Origin of the sequence: Alcanivorax sp., from assembly GCF_051117345.1 — a bacterium.
Classification (GTDB): domain Bacteria; phylum Pseudomonadota; class Gammaproteobacteria; order Pseudomonadales; family Alcanivoracaceae; genus Alcanivorax.
The window spans coordinates 1-18328 of sequence record NZ_JBNPEC010000092.1 but is presented as its reverse complement, the minus strand read 5'-3'; the positions used below and the strand labels follow the sequence as shown (position 1 = coordinate 18328).

The following is an 18328-nucleotide window of genomic DNA, read 5'->3' as shown; positions in this document are numbered from 1 at the left end:
CGGCAATGTACTAACGCAGGTCACAGTGAACTGGTCGTGTACCCGTGGTTTTTTTGATTCTAACCAGAGCACCATGTGCGTTCATGTGGGCAACGACAATAGCGGCGGCATGTTGCCGCGGCGGCTTGTACCCAATAGCAACCAACCGCCATCCCTCCCCTTCAATGTCTATACAACCGCAGCCAGAGTCGAGGTGGTTGGGCAACCGGGAGGCGCCACCAACGCGGGCATACCCGTCAATGTGAATATGCCCTTTTTCACCTTTAATGACAGCGGCACCGTTACGCTGTACGGATTGCTGCCCGGTCCGCTGCCGGGAACTACAAGGGCAGAGTTTCATCAGGCTCTGATGACCGGCTCTCAAGTACGCGTCCGCCCCGGCGGCTTCAACCAGAGCTGCAGTGCCAACGCTGGCAACATTACCAGTAACTACACACTCACCGCCCAGGTAACCATCCCGGATCAATGCCAGGTATCCGCCTCCGATCTGGATTTTGGTACCCGCAATACTCCTCTCACCCAGGCTGACAGTACCTCCACCGTTACCGTTCGCTGCACCAATACCACTGACTTCGAGGTGGGACTGAACGGGGGGCTTACCGGCAATCGGCAAATGAGCAACGGCACAGCGCAGGTTGCCTATGAACTTTATCAGAATGCGGGCCGCTCGGTGCTTTGGGGGAATCTGCCGGGCACCCGCCGTACAGGTATCGGTCAAGGCACCGGTTCGGCGCAGAACCTGACCGTTTTCGGTCGTGTGTTTGCCGACCCCACCGCCGGAGAAGGCAGCTACTCGGACACCGTGACCGTCGAAGTCACCTTTTAAACCGACTCAATGATCATCAGCCGTTCCATGGCAGCATGAACCGCCTCCTAATGTGGCCGGCTGCAACAGCGGATTGCGCTGGCAGCGAGCAGCACGGTCATATCCAGAATCCAGACCATTGGCCCGATACCGGACTGCCCCGAATTCACACGAGCAGCAAGAAAGACCAGGCATTCATCTCCCATGTCATTACTGAGAAATAATCCCATTCACATCTCCATGCACACCCCGAACACCATTCATACTAAATGAACAATCTGTAACTGTTTTTCCCTTCATCAATAGACGTATGCTGTCTGTGAAGTGGCTTAACACTTTTTATGTATATTGCGCAGCTGGCAACGTACCGGGAAACCACAGAATCCTAGTGGCCCTGATAACCAACATGCGCGTAGGGAAACCACCAGGCAAGGAGCTTGTTCTGATGAAAAAACATATCCGGTTAGCCAGCGTGGGCTCCATTCTGGTGGCCGCCTCCATGAACGCCACGGCCGTTACCAATACCATGACCAACATCGTGACCCTGGCAGATGCCTGTGACGTGGCCGCGATTGGTACGGATTTCGGTGTGCTATCCGCTCCCATCCCTGCTGGAGGTGTCAACAACGTTATCACCGCCAACACGGCCACCGGCAATGCCATTACCGGTAACGATGCGCACCCGAATGCCGGTGCAGATGGTGGCGCAGGCAATGATGATACGCTGACGCTGAATACCCCTATTGGCGCACTCAATACTGCACTTGCTGCCATTCTGGATCCCCTGACAGCGCAAGCGTTGACGGTACCCGGGGTTTACGTGGCCTGCACCACCACGCCAGTCAGCGTTACCCTGGAAGGCCCGAGGGTGACAGGCGGCTCGGTCAGCTTTACCACCACCACTACCGCAGGTGCCCAGGGCCCGATCGTGACCAGCATCATGGATGGTGTGGGCGGCGGAGCAGTGGCTACCACCAACCAGGTCAACTACGAGCTGAGCTTCACGGAAACCGTGGTAAGCCAGGATGTATTGGGCCTGGTTAACCTCTTCACCGGTGTCTATACCTCTATCGGCAGTATTCCCGGTGACCAGACCGGCAACACCGTCGTGGCCGGTAACTATACGGATGTTCTGACTACCACAGTGGAATTCTGAGGAGTCCTGAATGCCCGTTGCCAGAGCCAGGCCCAGCCTGGCGTCTCGCCCGCGCCTGATTGTTTTTCTGTTGTCATTGCTGCTGGCTTGTACCACACAAGCCGGCAGTTTTCGCATCACACCGCTGCGGGTTCAGTTCGACGAAAACAACCCGACCACGCAACTCAGCATTGAAAACAACAGCGAGCGGACCGTGACGCTGCAAACCACTGTGATGCAGTGGCAACAGGAAGGGGGTAAGGACAATCTAACACCCAGCAATGACATCTTCGTCTCGCCACCGATTCTGATGCTGAAGCCCGGTGGGCGTCAGGTAATCCGTTTACGCCATATGCCGGCCATGCCCAGCGAAGAACAGGCCTATCGGCTTTACCTGCAGGACACCGCTGCGCGGGCCCGGCAATCCGGTGGCGCCAATATGGCAGTGCGCATCGGCCTGCCCGTCTTTGTCTCTCCTGGCGGCAGCGTAGAGCCCGATCCCCGAATCAACATCCGATACCAGAACGGCATCTGGCAAGTGCGCGTCAGCAATGCCGGCAGTGCGAACTTTCGGGTCATCGGCCTGGATGCCTTTCGTGGCAGCGCCGACCGTGATGATCTGAAAAAAGACGATTTGCTGGAACAGTCCACCCAGCCCGTTCAGGGCTTCCCTTATGTGTTTGCCAACCAGACCCGGGAATGGCAAGTGAAAGCCCCGGCTAACGCCCAGCTCCGCCTTCGCACCGATATTTACGGGTATCGCAGACAGGGGTTTGATGAAAGAGGGACGGTATGGCTGGGAGAGCCAGAAAACAAAAAAGATCCCTGACGCTGACCGGGCCGGTTCTGCTTTTATTATTCAGCGTTTCCGGTCATCAAGGCGCCGTTGCAGAGTCGACAGGTTCACAGCCAGGTTGCGATAACCCGCAACTGAAAAGCACCAGCCATGGCGACTCGTCTATGCGCCTGCTGAAATGGCTCGTCAACGGTCGTGATCTGGGGGAGCATTTTATCCTGCGTGATGGTTGTGGCGCCGTGCTCGCACTGACGCAAGACCTGCGCAAGGCCAGACTCTGTGCTCTGGAAACGACACCCGTCATCACGATTGATCAGCGCGACTATCGACGCCTTGATCAACAGGATGGCATTGAGCTGCATATTGACGAAGGTAATCAGACCCTCATCCTGAGTGTGGCTGCCGACAATTTCTGCCCCACCCGCATTGATATGTCAGCGCAAACGCCAAGGGCCAGACTGGGAGAACCCCAAACCGGCGGCTTTGTGAATTACAACGTGACCGCCAGCCAGACAGAAAATAGCGACACCGCCTATAACGGTTTTCTTGGCCTGGGCGCCTTTGGCGACTGGGGTGTGCTGCAAAGCCAGCATTCCGGTTATACCATCGGCGATGACACCGTCACACAACGCATTGCCACCTACTGGCAATTCGACAACCCGGATGAGACCACCACCTTCCGTATCGGCGACGCCTTTGCCGGGCGCACGCCATGGCGTACAGGGGCGGCGCTGGCCGGTTTCCAGATCACCCGTAACTACGCCACCCGCCCCGAACTGGTCACCGGGCCGGTGGTCGACTTCCAGGCTATCGTCGATACCCAGGCGCAATTGTTACTCGCCCAGCGGGGACTGGACCAACCGGAAGTCATCGGCAATGCCTACTTCGGCAGCGGTTACCAGGTGCCTCCAGGGCCCGTGGATGTGATCAACCAGCCCCTGTTCAGCAACACCATCCAGACCCTGACCGTGCGTGAAGCGGATGGCACCATCAGTACTCTGGAGATTCCGTCCTACTTTACAGTGGGCCAGCTGCGACAGGGCTTTGATGATTTCGAGATCTCGGCAGGCCTGCAGCGTCAGGGATTCCGCAATGACTATGATCAACTGGTCTCATCATTCAGCTATCGCCGGGGCATGAACCGCTGGCTGACTCTGGGGGTCGGCGCAGCCGCCGCCTCCGAGCAACACGTCAATGGCGGGGTCTTCGCGCAAACTACCCTGCCCCGGATCGGCGCCCTGCAGACCCACCTTGCCACCTCCCGGGACTTGCCCGATGCGGACCAGCCCTGGGCCGCCGCAGCCACACTCAGCAACCAGTACAAGGGCTATAGCTACGCCCTGTCCTACGAACAACAGCAAAACGGGTTTACCCCTTCGCTGGACACCACCCCCCTTGATACGGATGGTTTCCAGCAATGGGTTGGCAGTATCGCCGGCCAACCCTGGCAGGGGGTGGGGCTGCGTTTTGGTTTCCAGCATCGTGACCCGGACAATGCCCCGGTGCGTACCGCCCTGACCACCGGTATCTACTTCCACATCCGCCGGCAGCTGCGAGTCCGTCTTTCCCATACCGAACAGCTGAAACCCAATCGGGATGGCCTGACCCTGGCCAGCTTCGAAATGCCACTGTCCAGCAGGCCACGCACCCGCGGAAGCCTGGAAGCCAGCAAGGCGCGCGATGAAGAAGCCGTGGTAGATGCCCGCTTGCGGGTACTGGGGAAGGCAGGATATCCCAGCGTGCAAGTAAGACACCGATTGCAGGGCGGAGACCTGACGGCCATTTCCGCATCCGTTGAACGCCCCGCCTATGGTGCCTTCGCCTCTGCCGTGGATGCGGCAGGCATTCGCAGTTATCGGGCTGGCGTTGCCGGTGGTGTCGTGATGAGCGAAGATTTCATCAAGCCCACCCGTTTTGCCAACGGTGGCTTTGCCCTGATTGATCTTGGTCCCGAGCTTGCCGGCGTTCGGGTCAACGCCATTCCCACCGACAAGAAAGGCCGGTCCATGCTGGTCGGACTCCCCCCTTTCCAGGAAACCGAGCTGCACATCAACCAACGCGACCTTCCCTACAACACCACACTGGGCGACGAGAAAGTCCTGGCCGCACCCAAAGAGTTGTCTCTGGTGCGTGTTACCCCGGATTTCATTATCTATCGCGATGCACTGATACCCGTTGTCGTTATTAATCCCAACGGGGTCAGCGAACCGCTGTCTGCAGCGGCGCTTGTCACGGACGCCAATGCCCCTGATTCGCCTCCCTACCCTGTCGGATTTGATGGCCTGGTCTATGTGAAAACCGCCAAGGAAAAAGTCACACTGTCTGTAAACCAGGACGGAACCCAATCATGTGAAATCACCGTGGCGATCCCCCCGGCCGGCGAGCGAACCCCGCAGCTTTCCCCGGTACACTGCGTAATGGCGCCATGACGAGGAACTTCAGCATGTACAGATTCATTGTCCTATTTACGCTTCTCGCCAGCAGCCTGCCTCTGCCACTGTTTGCCGCCTCCTGCAGTTTCATTACCCCGGATGGCAGCACCCTGGTCAATTTCAATACCGTGATGTCCTTGCAGACCAATCCTGCCGACGGTCAGGGGCAGATCACATTCAATTGCTCACCGGACCTGCTTACCCCGGTTACCTTTCAAATCCGCGTCGACGAAGGCAATTCAGGCACCTTTACCCCACGGCAGCTCATGCATAGCTCCGGCGCCACGCTCAACTACAATTTATACACCGACCTTCAACGGACCCAGATTCTCGGCGATGGGACAGTGGGTACCACCACTTTCTCAGGCAGCTGCTTGTTACTGTGTACCCGGTTACTGACCGTGTACGGAAGAATCCCCATCAATCAGTGGGGGCCGGCAGGACAATACAGTGACACGGTGATCGTCACCCTGGAGTTCAACTAACCCCGGACATGTTATCGGTATGCTTTTGAAGGTCTCGTTATGGTGACAGCCCCACAATGAATACGTACTTCCGTTTCCGGCGCCTGGCCCTGGCCGTCCTGTTGGCCCCTGCCACTTTATTGGCTGACATGGGCAACCACGAAAAAAAGCCCGTTTCCTACTGGTACGTGGGAGGCGAAGTGGGCTATTACATGATCGAGCAGGATGACGACAGAACAGGCCAACTGCCGGATTTCTGGCGCCCGGCCTTCCAGATTGGCCGCCGTTTCAACCAGTATCTATCCACCCAGGTTCAGTATGGAGAGGCCGACAGGGCCCTGCGTGATGAAGAACGGGACGTGGAACACAGTCAGGTAAGTCTGCAGGCCAGGCTACACGCGAGCGGCATCAATCTGCTCACGACCCACCCCTATCTGGGGCTGGGCTATGCACGCCACGAACTGACCACAGATACACAAGACCCGATCAAGGAAAACATGGTCCTGCTGGAACTCGGCGTGCAACGTTTGCTGGGTAAGCACCTGATGCTGGATGTGGGCTACCGTCATCTGGTCGACACCGGCGATAATTTCACCGACCGGCACCCCTTTGTCGCCCTCAATTATCGTTTGGGCCAGCAATATCCACTGGCGCCAGAACCTGCTCCCAAGCCGGCACCGCCACCAAAACCCGCCCCCTGGATCGACAGTGATGGTGATGGGGTAAAGGACAGCAAGGACAAATGCCCAGACACACCACGCGGCGCCAAAGTGGATGCGGAGGGTTGCCCCATCATGCTGACCGAATCGGTCAACATCACCCTGGATATCGAGTTTGCCTTCAACAGCACCGAGGTCCCGGAACGCTACCTGACCGACATCGGCAAAATCGCTACCGTGATGGTGGAATACCCGGACAGCCAGCTCATGCTGGAAGGGCATACCGACAGCGTGGGCAGCACAGCCTACAACCAGACTCTCTCGCAAGACCGTGCGGATGCGGTTGAGCGTGTGCTTGTCCACCATTTCCAGATCGATCCGGCACGCATTCGCACCGTCGGCATGGGCGAGAGCCAGCCGGTTGCTGACAACGGCAGTGAAGAGGGCCGTGCCCGCAACCGCCGCGTGGAAGCCATCATCGAGGCATCCCGAGAAATCATGGAGCAGAGATAGCAACGGGCTTGCCATCGCCGCAGCGAACATCAGCCGACGCTGTCTTTACAGCGACTCGGTGGCATTATCGCCTTCGCCCTGCTCTCCTCTTGCCGCTGTCGCATCTGTCGGGATAGCTGCCTGATCACGTTCGGACAGCTGCCGATAATATTCCAGCGCCCGCTGCCATTGCTCCAGCAGCCAGCGCCCCTGACTGAGACTCTGCAATGCCAGATCCAGGGACTGGCGGGAAATCTTGCCCGCCATGGCATTAGCCAGCAGCGCACTCTTGGCGCTTTCGTATTGCCCAAGCAAAGCACTATTCGGCGTCCGTTCAACACCGCTACCCAGCCATTGCTGCTCCATCAGTCTGCCCGCGCTGGCGAACCAGTCTGACAACAGTGCCTGAATCACCGGCCAGTCAGAATGACGCTGCATGGCCAACCCGAAACCATTGAGCCGCTGCAGGGTTTCATCCATGTTGACCAGATTGCCCTGCAACCGCCAACCCATCTGAAAAGCTGTCACCTGCGCTTCCACCAGTTGCTGTCGAGCCACATCGGCAAGGAAATCCCCCACACCGGTATGCAACCGGGTCCGATCCGCGATTCTCTCCAGACGACGGGAATCAGGGGCCGGCAAGGTGACCAGCGCCTCCGGGTACTGAGCCAGCAAGCGCTCCATTTCCTGCGCCAGCGACACTCTCGCCGCATCCGGTAATGTCACCAGGTTTCTGTCCAGAAACTGTAGCTGCACGGTGCTCTTCTGGCGTTCATGGAAACGGCGCAACAGAAACCGACTCAGGGGTGGCTCCAGCGGCCACATCAGAACAATACCCAACAGGTTGAAACAGGTATGGAACAACGCCAGTTGGGCGGCCGGGTCCTGATCCAGTTGCCACAGGCCGGCCAGACGGCCCACCAGATCCAGCAAAGGGTTCAGTAACAGCAGGGCCATGACACCGGTAAAGACATTGAACAACACATGGGCCACTGCCAGGCGCCGCGCATTGGCCGTTGCCCCCAGCGTTGCCAACAGGGCCGTGGAGGTGGTGCCAACATTGGCGCCGATCACCACCGCTGCCGCCTCGCGAAAACCCAGCAACCCGCCGGCCAGCGCGGTGAGCACCAACGCCACGGCAGCGCTGGATGATTGCATCAGGGTTGTCAGGATAATACCCAACAGAATCAGCCACACCAGCGGTGCGCCGGCATCGGGTAACGGGAAACTCTCGCCCAGGTGCTGAAAGCCACTGGACAATACCTCGATGCCCAGAAACAGCACGCCGAACCCGGCCAGAGCCATGCCCAGGTTGCGATAGCGATCTGCCGGCGCAAACACCCGCATCAGGGCACCGATACCGACCAACGGCAGGGCGATCACATTGATCTGGAACTTGATCCCCACCAGCGCTACCACCCAGGCGGTCAGGGTGGTCCCAAGATTGCTGCCAAAAATCACCCACACCGCCCGTTCGAAGCGCAACAGGCCGGTATTGACGAAGCCCAGTGCCGCCACGGTGATGGCGCTGGATGACTGCACCAGCGCCGTCAGCAAGGTACCGGACAACAGACCGTGCAGGCGGTTACGGGTCCAGCTGGCCAGCAACCGCTCCAGTGACGCACCGGCAGCTACCTTCAACCCTTCGGTGATCAACCACATGCCCAGCAGAAAAAGGCCCACGCCCCCCAATACCGTTGCCACATATTCCATCGCTGCGCCCATGCTCCATATCAACAAGTGGGTCACTGATTAATGTCATACTATCGGCGTTTCACCGGCTGGCGTCACCATCCTCGCTTCAGCCATGATGAAACCCGATGATCAGCCAGGCCATGGAGAACAATGATCATGCAAGATGCCCCTTCCCTTCCCGAAGACATGGAAACATGGGCTAACGGTTACGGTGTCATCCAGCACGACGACATCACCCGCTCGCGCATGACAGCCATTCTGGATAAGGCCAGGGATGCCAACATGCGTCAACGCTGGCTGGCACTGCTGGCCGCAGCGGATCGTCTCACCTGCATGGGCATGTGGCTGGTGGCCCACATGACCTATGTGCAACGCCCCCGCCTGGATGGCCAGCCGCTGGCTGCCGACGACTTCAAGCAAACACCGGAAGGTCACACTGGCGGCGCCCTGAACATAGTGCCGGCCTATGTGGGGTATCTGCTGGCCAACAGCCTGAGCGGCAAGACCCGCAGCTGGTTGATGGGGCAAGGGCATTGCGTGGCAGCCATCGATGCAGTGAACCTGCTCACTGGCAATTTATCCCCGGCCCATGCGCAACGTTACCGTCTCGACGATGCCGGACTCGCCCGCTTTGTGCAGGACTTTTACCACTATGGCGTAAAGGCGGACGGCTATCCGCAGTCGCCACTGGGCAGCCATGTCAACGCCCACACCGCCGGTGGCATCATGGAAGGTGGCTACCTGGGTTTTGCGGAACTGCAATACGCCCACATGCCATTACCCGAACAATCACTGGTAGCGTTTCTCAGTGACGGCGCCTTCGAAGAACAACGGGGCAGCGACTGGACACCGCGCTGGTGGCGAGACCGGGACTGCGGCGATCTGTTGCCGGTGATGATTGCCAACGGCCGCCGCATCGACCAGCGCACCAGCCTCAGCCAGTCCGGTGGCAGTGGCTGGTTTGCCGGCCACCTGACCCTCAACGGCTTCGATCCGATCACCATCGACGGTCGCGACCCCGCCGCTTTTGCCTGGGCCTTGCTGGAAGCGGAACATCGCCTGGACAACCTGAGGGAACAAGCGGATTACCCGGCTCCCCTGCCCTATATCATCGCCGAGACAACAAAAGGCTTCGGCTTTCCCGGAGCCGGCACCAATGCTGCCCACAATCTGCCGCTGGTCAACAACCCGGCCACCGATGAGCAAACCCGTCAGCGATTCAACGATGGTGCTGCTTCGCTCTTTGTGCCGGCGGAGGAACTCCAGGCAGCGGTAGCACAACTGAACAATCACGGTTACAACCAGCGTCCACTGGAGCGGGATCACCCCCTGGCCGAACCGGCACCGGTTTCCCCCTTGCAGTTCCCCGACCTAACCGGCCTGGCATTACCCGCCGCTCCCATGGCGGCCATCGATCAGGCCTTTGTGGCTCTGGTGAAAGCGAACCCGGCACTGCGGGTACGGGTCGGCAACCCGGACGAGATGCGCAGCAACCGGCTCAATGAAACCCTGGACCTGTTACAGCACCGGGTCACCGACCCGGAGCAAGGCATTGCCGAATCCCTGCATGGCTCGGTGATCACAGCCCTCAATGAAGAGGCCGTGGTGTGCGCCGCCCTGGCCAACAAGCAGGGGCTCAATCTGGTTGCCAGCTACGAGGCCTTTGCGGTGAAAATGCTCGGCGCCATGCGCCAGGAAATCCTGTTCTCACGCCAGCGCCGCCATGCCAACCGGGGTCCACACTGGGTCAGCGTGCCGATCCTGCTGAGCTCTCATACCTGGGAAAACGGCAAGAACGAACAATCCCACCAGGACCCCACCTTGTGCGAAGCCTGGCTGGCGGAAATGCATGACGTGGCACCGGTCCTGTTCCCGGTGGACGCGCACAGCGCAGTGCAATCGCTGCTGAAGATTTACCGTAGCCGGGGACAAGTCGCTGTTCTGGTAGTGCCGAAAAATCCCCAACCCGCCCAACTCAGTGAAGCACAGGCCCGGGAGCTGACAGACCAGGGCGCTCTGTGCCTGCATCAGGACCCATCACCCCGGGTGCAACTGGTGGCCATCGGCGCCTATCAACTGGTGGAAATGCAACGGGCCAGCCAGCGGCTGACACAACATGGCGTGGCCCATTGCCTGTCGGTGATTCAGGAACCCGGCCGCTTCCGCACTCCTCGCGATCCGGAAGAGGCGCAGGCCCTGTATTCCCCCTCGGCCGCGGAGTCACTACTGCCCACCGTGGCCGAACGGGTGTTCCTAGTGCACGGCCATCCGGAAGTGTTCAGCGGGGTAATGCGTCCCCTGGATACCGGCAAGCGCAGCCGCTTCCTGGGCTACCGCAATCGCGGCGGCACCCTGGATACCTTCGGCATGCTCTACGCCAACCACTGCACTTGGGCCCATGTATTGCAGCAGGCGGCAGAGCTGCTGGGCCAACCGGCTATTCCCTGGCTGAGCGCGGATGAAAAGGCGGCGGCTCAGGGTGTCGGCGACCCGGACACCCTGCGCTGATGTTGCCAGGATCGCCGGCGCCGGAGCAGCCATTTCTCCGTTTCCACTGCCAGAAACAACACCAGCGCCACCGCCGCTGCCTGCCCCCAGAAGGCCGGTCCCAGAGGGCGGGATGCGAACAGGGTTTGCATGACCGGCACAACGAAGAACAGCCACTGCAGCAGCAGCACCACCAGCACGGCGATCAATGCCGGCAACACCCCGGCCAGTGACAACTGTGACCAGGCCGGGGCTGACAGACGGCGGCAGGCAAACAGGTAGGTAATCTCGATCCACACCAGGGTCAGCACCGCCACATTACGCGCCAGATCCAGATCCGTGTCAGCGAAACGGCTGAACTGCCAGAACACCAGCGCGGTTCCCAGAGTGCCCACCCACAACAGGCGTCCCAATAACAGCGACGACACCAGTCCCTGGCCCGGTGGCCGGGGCGGGCGCCGCATCAGGTCCTGTTCGCCATGCTCGAAGCCCAGCGCCAGGGCCAGGGTTACCGCCGTGATCATGTTTACCCAGAGAATCTGCACCGGGGTGATCGGCAGCGGCGTTCCCAACACCACCGCCACCAGCAATACCGAGGCTTCAATAAGACCGGTGGGCAGCAGAAACAGCAATGCCTTGACGATGTTGTCGTAGACGGTGCGCCCTTCGCGCACCGCCGCCGCAATGGTGGCGAAGTTGTCGTCGGTGAGCACCATGGCAGAGGCATCCCGGGCCGCATCGGTGCCCTTGCCACCCATGGCTACACCGATGTCGGCGCGCTGCAGGGCCGGCGCATCATTGACCCCGTCACCGGTCATTGCCACCACCTCTCCACCGGCCTGCAGCCGTTCAACCAGGCGCAATTTGTCCGCCGGCGAAGTGCGGGCAAACACGTCCACCTCGGCCAGCACCTGATCCAGCTGCCCATCATCCAGTGCGGACAATTCCTGGCCGGTGACCACACGCTGGCCGGGCAGCCCCAGCTGGGCAGCGATGACCGATGCGGTACGGGGATTATCCCCGGTAATCATCTTCACGCGGATACCGGCCTGCTGACACTGCGCCACGGCGGTGATGGCTTCCTGACGGGGCGGATCCGTGGTGCCGGTCATGCCCAGAAACACCAGCCCCTGCTCCAGATCTGCATGGCCGATAGGCCGATCCACCGAGGGCATGACCTTGCAGGCCAGTCCCAAAACCCGCATGCCGTCACCGGCCAGCTGTTCCAATTGCTGATGCCAGTAGTCTGTATTCAATGCTTCGCTGCCATCGCCGTTCTGTTGCTGGTCGCACAGCGCCAACAAGCGCTCCGGCGCGCCCTTGACCAGCAGCAGGGGCTGGCCCGCCACCGTATTAAGGGTAGCCATATAGAGCCTTTCGGCGGCAAAGGGGAGTTCATCCCTGCGCGGGCATTGCTGGCGAAACGATTCCGTCAACCCTGCCTTGCGCGCTAGCACATACAAGGCTCCCTCTGTGGGATCGCCCTGCATCACCCATTGGCCATCACGCTGGTTCAGATGGGAATCATTGCACAGCATGGCCACCTGGGCAGCGCGGGCAAAGATTTCGGCCGTCGCCGGGTTGTCGCTCTCCACCTGGCCTTCCGGCGCATATCCCTCGCCGGCAAGCCGCACCTGGCCGGTAGCGGTGACGAAGGTGCGGGTGGTCATTTCATTACGGGTCAGGGTGCCGGTCTTGTCCGAACAGATAACCGTTACCGAACCGAGCACTTCCACCGCGGGCAGCTTGCGGATCACCGCATGGTTCCTGGCCATTCGCTGCACGCCGATGGCCAGGGTGATGGTGACCACCGCCGGCAAGCCTTCCGGAATCGCCGCCACCACCACACCCACGGCGACACGCAGCAGCTGGTCCGCCGCCAGCCCCATGACGGCCGTCCCCCAGGCCAGCGCGATGCCGCTCACCACAACAATCACCAGCGCCAGTTGATGCCCGAAGCGGGTCAGGGCCCGGGTCAGTGGCGTCACCGGCGCGCTGACCGTGGCTACCAGGTTACCGATGTGTCCCAACTGGGTTGCCATGCCGGTGGCCACCACGACACCCTGGGCACTGCCTGTAGTCACCAGGGAACCCATCCAGGCCATATTGCGTCTTTCCGCCAAGGGGGCATCGGCCGCTAACGGTTCCTGCTGTTTGGCCACCGGTACCGATTCGCCGGTCAGCATGGCTTCGTCACAGTGAAGCTCGCGTACCTGAAGCAGGCGCAGATCCGCTGGCACCCGGTCCCCGGCGGCCAGTATCACCACATCCCCTGGTACCAGTTCACTGGCTTCCAGGGTATGCGGCTGACCATCACGGAGTACCTGACAATGGGAAACCAGCATGCGCTGAATGGAGCGCAAGGCGGCTTCAGCCTTGCCCTCTTGTACGAACCCCACCAGAGCATTGATCACCACCACCAGCACAATAACTGTGGCATCGCTGTAATAGCCCAGCAGCAGCGCCAGCAGGGCTGCGACCAGCAGGATATAAAGCAGCACGTTATGGAACTGGCTGGCCAGCCGCCGCCAGACACTGCGTGGCTTTTGATCCAGCAAGCGGTTTTCGCCGAAGCGGCCGCGACGAGCGACCACCTGCTCACTGGTCAGCCCGTCTGCCTGGCTTTGCAGAGCGCTTAGGACCGTAACCTCACTGTCGCCATGCCACTGTGGCCGCGCGGAAACATCCATGACAGACCTCAGGAAAAGTCCGGAGAGAATGCAGCCTGAGGCTCGGCCACCGACACCTGGATACCCATGTCACCCAGGGCAGCCGCCAGGCTTTCCAGCGCATCCGGCTCACCATGAACCAGACGAAACTGGGGATCACCCGCAATGCCTTTGGCCCAGGCCAGCAGCTCATTGCGACCGGCATGGGCAGAGAAACCGCCCAGGGTATGACGCTGGGCACGGACCACAAAACGCTGACCGAACATGCGGATATGGCTGGCACCATCCACCATTTGACGGCCCAGGGTGCCGCGCGCCTGGTAGCCGGTAAACACCAGATGGTTGCGTTCCTGCCAAAGACGATGCTTGAGGTGATGGCGAATACGGCCACCGTTACACATACCACTGCCAGCAATAATAATGGCTCCCCTCTCAATGCGGTTGATGCGCATGGACTGCTCTACTTCCGGTGTGGGAGTCAGTACCGGCAAAAATTCATGCAGGGAGCGGGCACCGAAATGGGCCATCACGCGCTGATCGTCTTCGTCCATGGCATCCAGCCACTGGTCGTAGAGACGGGTCACCTCCAGGGCCATGGGGCTGTCGAGAAACACCTGCCACCCGGACAGCAGTCCGCGGTGGTAAAGGCAACCCAGGTGGAACAGCAGTTCCTGGGTTCGACCGACGGCAAAGGCCGGGATCATGATCACGCCATCATTGCGCGCCTCGGCGATGATCTGCTCCAGTTCCGTCATGGTGTCTTCCTGGCTACGGTGATCCCGGTCACCGTAGGTGCTTTCCATCAACACCAGATCCGCACGCTCGGGGACTTCCGGTGGCCGCATCAACACGCGCTGACTGGCCCCCAGGTCACCGGAAAATACCAGGGTACGTGTCGGCTCCCCGGCAATGGTCAACACCACCACCGCCGAGCCGAGAATGTGGCCGGCATCCAGTAGCGTCAGATCTAGGCCTGGCAGAATATTTTCATGTTGGTGGTAATCCAGTGGCTGGCACTGCTCCAGCACCTGGCGCACATGATCAAGGGTATAACGAGGGCTCAGCTGGTGGCGGCCGGCACGGCGGCGGCGCAAATTACTATTGTCCAGATCTCGCTGATAAAGACTGGCGGCATCCTCAAGCATGATGGCCAGCAGGTTTCGGGTGGCATGAGTGCAGTAAATCGGCCCACCAAAGCCTTCCGCCACCAGCAGGGGCAACAGACCACTGTGGTCCAGATGGGCATGGGACAACACCACCGCATCAATATCCCGTGGATTAAAGTCGAAACGTTCCTCCTGCAGACGTTTCACCGCATCGCCGCCCTGATGCATCCCGCAATCAAGCAATACAGAACTGCCAGACACGGCTATCCGGTGACAGGAACCGGTCACCTCGCCAGCTGCCCCATGGGACGTCACCGTAATATTTGCTCTATTATCCTTGTCCATAATTCCTGCCCATGCCCGTGAATCAGATGTTCAGAGCGGTGAACAGCTTCGGCCAGGACGCTCAGGCTACCGCCACGTTCACGTCTTCCGACAGGCTGAAGCACCACACCAGCCTATGCCCCTTTGTCAGGTAACAGAATGTCATTGCGGACACGCGGCATCTACATTTTTACCGTGGAATCGAACAGTAATCTGTCACGCATCAATGAAAAATCGGGTAACCACGACTTTTGACCATTTCGGTGCCCCATGGATCTCCCGTTAAACCTGCTTGCCGCCCTGCTGCTGCCACTGCCCACGAATGGCGGCAACCTGGCGCCAGAGTGGTACCAGCCGCCGGTAGACGCGCAGTGGCACATCCAGCTGCAGGGCGAGGTTAATTCCGGGTACGACGTGGATCTGTATGTGGTGGATCTTTTCGATACCGACATCAGTGTCATTAACGACTTGCAGGCCGCCGACAAAAAAGTGATCTGCTATTTTTCCGCCGGCACCTACGAAAACTGGCGCCCGGATCGCTACCGTTTTCTGCCCACCGACAAGGGGCGGCGCCTGGGTAACTGGCCGGGAGAACGCTGGCTGGATATCCGCTCCCTCAATGTTCGCAAACGCATGGCGGACCGTATTGAGCTGGCCGCGGCAAAAGGCTGCGACGGGGTAGACCCGGACAACGTGGATGGCTATACCAATGAAACCGGCTTTCCCCTGAACGGCAAACAACAGCTGGCCTATAACCGCTTCCTGTTCCGCACTGCCCATAAACACGGCTTGGCCGTATCCCTGAAAAACAATCTGGAACAGGTGGATGAGCTGGTGGATTATGCCGACTTTGCCATCAATGAATCCTGCCATGAATGGCGCGAGTGCCATCTGCTACAGCCCTTCATTGATGCCGGCAAACCGGTACTGCACATCGACTACCGGTTCAGTCAGGATGTCGGAGAGAGACAGTTCCACTGCGAACACATGGATGTACTTGGCTTCCGTTCCCTGACCCTTCCCCTGGCACTGGACGACAGCTTCCGTTTCAGCTGCTTCTGAATCATTCCCGGGCCCAATTGATCAGGGTCAATATCCCGTTCTGGTCTGCCATGGAAGGGCTGCTACACTGACAGTCTGGCCACCCGGGAACCCGACTGTTTTATGCATGATGCCCTGACACTGATTGTCGTTCTGCTCGGTACCGCCGTGGCGGCCGTGGTGCTGTTTCGCCGGTTGGGCATGCCCCCCATTCTGGCCTACCTGCTGTGCGGCCTGGCCGCCGGTCCATTCGGGTTTGGCTGGGTCAGCAATACCGAAGGCATTCAGCATCTGGCCGAGTTCGGCATCGTCTTTTTGCTATTCACCCTGGGGCTGGAATTTTCCATTCCACGGCTGATGACCCTGCGCCGCATTGTGTTCGGCGCCGGCCCGCTGCAAGTCGCGCTAACAGGCCTGGCGGTGTTCGCCATCATGCGGTTGCTCGGGTTTGATTACACACCATCATTGATTACCGCGTGCGCCCTGTCGCTGTCTTCCACCGCCATTGTTATCCGCGATCTGATCTCGCGGGGCGCGGTCAACACCGGCTATGGCAGAACCTCCACCGGTATTCTGCTGTTCCAGGATCTGGCCGCCGTCATCATGCTGGTGATGTTGCCAATTCTGACCCAGGAAAATAGCGGGCCCATGTGGTCCTTGGCGTCACTGACACTGGCCAAGTCCCTACTGCTGTTTGTAGGTATCTATGTGATCGGTCGCTGGGTACTGCCGCGCATGCTGGAGGAAACCGGGCGGGCACGGTCCGATGAAGTCTTTGTCATGACCGCCCTGCTGCTGGCATTGCTGGCAGCCTGGGTGACCCACTGGCTGGGCCTGTCCATGGCGCTGGGTGCGTTTCTGGCCGGCATGATGCTGGGCGAAAGTCACTTCCGCCATCAGATCGAAGCCGACCTGCGCCCCTTCCGGGATCTGCTGCTGGGGTTGTTTTTCATCAGTGTGGGCATGCTGGTGGACCCGAACCTGTTTGCCGATCAGTGGCACTGGATCATTATTGCCGCCGCTACCCTGATGCTATTCAAGGGACTGCTGATATTTGCGCTACTGCGCTTGCTGAAAGAGCGCAGTGATACGGCAATGCGCAGCGGCCTGATCCTCTCCCAGGCCGGCGAATTCGGCTTTGTTCTGGTGGCGCTGGGTGTCTCCCACCAGCTCATCACCCCGGACAAGGCCGGTCTGCTGGTATCCATCGTCGTGCTCACCATGGTATTCACCCCCGCGCTACTGGAAAGCAGCGGCCGGCTCACCCGACGCCTGTTGCAACCCTGGCAAAAGGTCCCCGACGACGTACCGGTCTCCGATGAAACCCGTAACCATGTAATCCTCTGTGGTTATGGCCGGGTGGGCCAGAACCTGATGCGCTACCTGACCAGCTTCCACCTCAAGGCCGTGGCGGTGGACCGGGATCTGGTACGGCTACAGGAAGCCAGCGCTGCCGGTGAACACATCCTGTTCGGCGATGCCAGCCGTAAGGAAATCCTGGTCAATGCCGGCATCCAGCACGCTCGCCTGCTGGTGGTGACCTTTGATGACCCGCGTCTGGCTGAGCGCATTCTGCACACAACTCGGGAGCTCAATCCTAATATCCGCATCCTGGTACGTACCCGGGACGACACTTACCTTGATGCGTTGATCGATGCCGGGGCGGAAGAGGTGGTGCCCGAAGTACTGGAAGCGTCCCTGATGCTGGTGGCCCACGCCCTGATGATGCTGGATGTCCCCTTCGACCGGGTTATGGCAACGCTGCGCAAGACCCGCCGTGAACGCTACCGCATGCTGCAGGGCTATTATCACGGCGACACCCTGCCCACCACCGACAGTGCCGGTAACCCGTACCGTCTTCTGCATGCGGTGACATTATCGGACAAGGCCCGCGGAATCGGTCGGAGTATCGCCCGCTGTGCGCTACGGGATGTGGAAATCCGGGCGGTGAAACGAAACGACCAGACACTGGAAAGCCCCGATCAAGAACTGGTTCTCGAGCCGGGAGATACGGTGATTCTGTACGGTCCGCTGGAAGCGGTGGAAGCAGCGGAAAACCGCTTGCTAGGCGGGTAAAGCAGTTGCAAGTTCAACGTTGACAGTTTCAACGAGGAGTAGGTTGTGAGAGGCGGCAGCGGCAGTAGCCGCGATTCAGGGATGGTTATACATCATCAAAAAAAACCGCCGCAGGATCGCGGCGGTCGAGGTTATCGAATGGCGTAT

12 protein-coding genes are annotated in these 18328 nt (G+C 59.8%); 9 read left to right on the top strand and 3 right to left on the bottom strand.

The features are described 5' to 3' along the window. From ACFE0K_RS06030 to ACFE0K_RS06005, 6 genes are all read left to right on the top strand, one after another. The coding region (locus ACFE0K_RS06030; protein ID WP_434535203.1) for a Csu type fimbrial protein at nt 1-826 on the top strand (826 nt) is incomplete at its 5' end. A 424-nt stretch (nt 827-1250) separates the two neighbouring features. Further along, nucleotides 1251-1961: a hypothetical protein gene (locus ACFE0K_RS06025; RefSeq protein ID WP_434535202.1), complete on the top strand. Its 711-nt coding sequence runs from the start codon at nt 1251-1253 to the stop codon at nt 1959-1961. Between the two features lie 10 nt (nt 1962-1971). Beyond that, on the top strand, nt 1972-2769 hold the full coding sequence (locus tag ACFE0K_RS06020; protein WP_434535201.1) for a fimbrial biogenesis chaperone: 798 nt from the start codon (nt 1972-1974) through the stop codon (nt 2767-2769). A 131-nt stretch (nt 2770-2900) separates the two neighbouring features. Further along, nucleotides 2901-5165: a fimbria/pilus outer membrane usher protein gene (locus tag ACFE0K_RS06015; protein ID WP_434535200.1), complete on the top strand. Its 2265-nt coding sequence runs from the start codon at nt 2901-2903 to the stop codon at nt 5163-5165. Between the two features lie 14 nt (nt 5166-5179). Continuing rightward, a complete protein-coding gene (locus tag ACFE0K_RS06010) occupies nt 5180-5653 on the top strand; it encodes a Csu type fimbrial protein (RefSeq protein WP_434535199.1) in 474 nt (157 codons plus the stop codon). Nucleotides 5654-5709: 56 nt separating this feature from the next. Continuing rightward, nucleotides 5710-6804, top strand: a complete 1095-nt coding sequence (locus tag ACFE0K_RS06005) for an OmpA family protein (protein ID WP_434535198.1) — start codon at nt 5710-5712, stop codon at nt 6802-6804. A 45-nt stretch (nt 6805-6849) separates the two neighbouring features. Here ACFE0K_RS06005 and ACFE0K_RS06000 read toward each other — a convergent pair whose 3' ends face one another. Next, nucleotides 6850-8508, bottom strand: coding sequence for a Na/Pi cotransporter family protein (locus ACFE0K_RS06000; RefSeq protein ID WP_434535197.1), 1659 nt, complete (start codon nt 8506-8508; stop codon nt 6850-6852). Between the two features lie 126 nt (nt 8509-8634). Here ACFE0K_RS06000 and ACFE0K_RS05995 point away from each other — a divergent pair, with 126 nt between their 5' ends. Next, nucleotides 8635-10986, top strand: a complete 2352-nt coding sequence (locus ACFE0K_RS05995; protein ID WP_434535196.1) for a xylulose 5-phosphate 3-epimerase — start codon at nt 8635-8637, stop codon at nt 10984-10986. On the opposite strand, the gene ACFE0K_RS05990 is transcribed toward ACFE0K_RS05995, so the two are convergent. Continuing rightward, a complete protein-coding gene (locus ACFE0K_RS05990; protein ID WP_434535195.1) occupies nt 10953-13655 on the bottom strand; it encodes a cation-translocating P-type ATPase in 2703 nt (900 codons plus the stop codon). The genes ACFE0K_RS05995 and ACFE0K_RS05990 overlap by 34 nt on opposite strands. An 8-nt stretch (nt 13656-13663) precedes the next feature. Further along, the gene (locus tag ACFE0K_RS05985) at nt 13664-15085 is read right to left on the bottom strand and encodes an MBL fold metallo-hydrolase RNA specificity domain-containing protein (protein WP_434535194.1); all 1422 of its coding nucleotides are present in this window, start codon (nt 15083-15085) and stop codon (nt 13664-13666) included. A gap of 249 nt (nt 15086-15334) precedes the next feature. On the opposite strand from ACFE0K_RS05985, the gene ACFE0K_RS05980 reads away from it, so the two are divergent. Together ACFE0K_RS05980 and ACFE0K_RS05975 are read left to right on the top strand one after the other, a co-directional pair. Continuing rightward, nucleotides 15335-16126 (top strand): endo alpha-1,4 polygalactosaminidase, encoded by a 792-nt coding sequence (locus ACFE0K_RS05980; RefSeq protein WP_434535193.1) that lies wholly within the window; start codon nt 15335-15337, stop codon nt 16124-16126. 102 nt (nt 16127-16228) lie between these two features. Then, complete coding sequence (locus ACFE0K_RS05975) at nt 16229-18181, top strand: monovalent cation:proton antiporter-2 (CPA2) family protein (protein WP_434535192.1); 1953 nt, start codon at nt 16229-16231, stop codon at nt 18179-18181. The last annotated feature ends 147 nt before the right edge of the window (nt 18182-18328 follow it).

Coding starts and splice junctions, on each gene's coding strand:
- ACFE0K_RS06025 (WP_434535202.1), top strand. CDS start 1,251: ATGAAAAAACATATCCGGTTAGCCAGCGTGGGCTCCATTCTGGTGGCC.
- ACFE0K_RS06020 (WP_434535201.1), top strand. CDS start 1,972: ATGCCCGTTGCCAGAGCCAGGCCCAGCCTGGCGTCTCGCCCGCGCCTG.
- ACFE0K_RS06015 (WP_434535200.1), top strand. CDS start 2,901: ATGCGCCTGCTGAAATGGCTCGTCAACGGTCGTGATCTGGGGGAGCAT.
- ACFE0K_RS06010 (WP_434535199.1), top strand. CDS start 5,180: ATGTACAGATTCATTGTCCTATTTACGCTTCTCGCCAGCAGCCTGCCT.
- ACFE0K_RS06005 (WP_434535198.1), top strand. CDS start 5,710: ATGAATACGTACTTCCGTTTCCGGCGCCTGGCCCTGGCCGTCCTGTTG.
- ACFE0K_RS06000 (WP_434535197.1), bottom strand. CDS start 8,508: ATGGGCGCAGCGATGGAATATGTGGCAACGGTATTGGGGGGCGTGGGC.
- ACFE0K_RS05995 (WP_434535196.1), top strand. CDS start 8,635: ATGCAAGATGCCCCTTCCCTTCCCGAAGACATGGAAACATGGGCTAAC.
- ACFE0K_RS05990 (WP_434535195.1), bottom strand. CDS start 13,655: ATGGATGTTTCCGCGCGGCCACAGTGGCATGGCGACAGTGAGGTTACG.
- ACFE0K_RS05985 (WP_434535194.1), bottom strand. CDS start 15,085: ATGGACAAGGATAATAGAGCAAATATTACGGTGACGTCCCATGGGGCA.
- ACFE0K_RS05980 (WP_434535193.1), top strand. CDS start 15,335: ATGGATCTCCCGTTAAACCTGCTTGCCGCCCTGCTGCTGCCACTGCCC.
- ACFE0K_RS05975 (WP_434535192.1), top strand. CDS start 16,229: ATGCATGATGCCCTGACACTGATTGTCGTTCTGCTCGGTACCGCCGTG.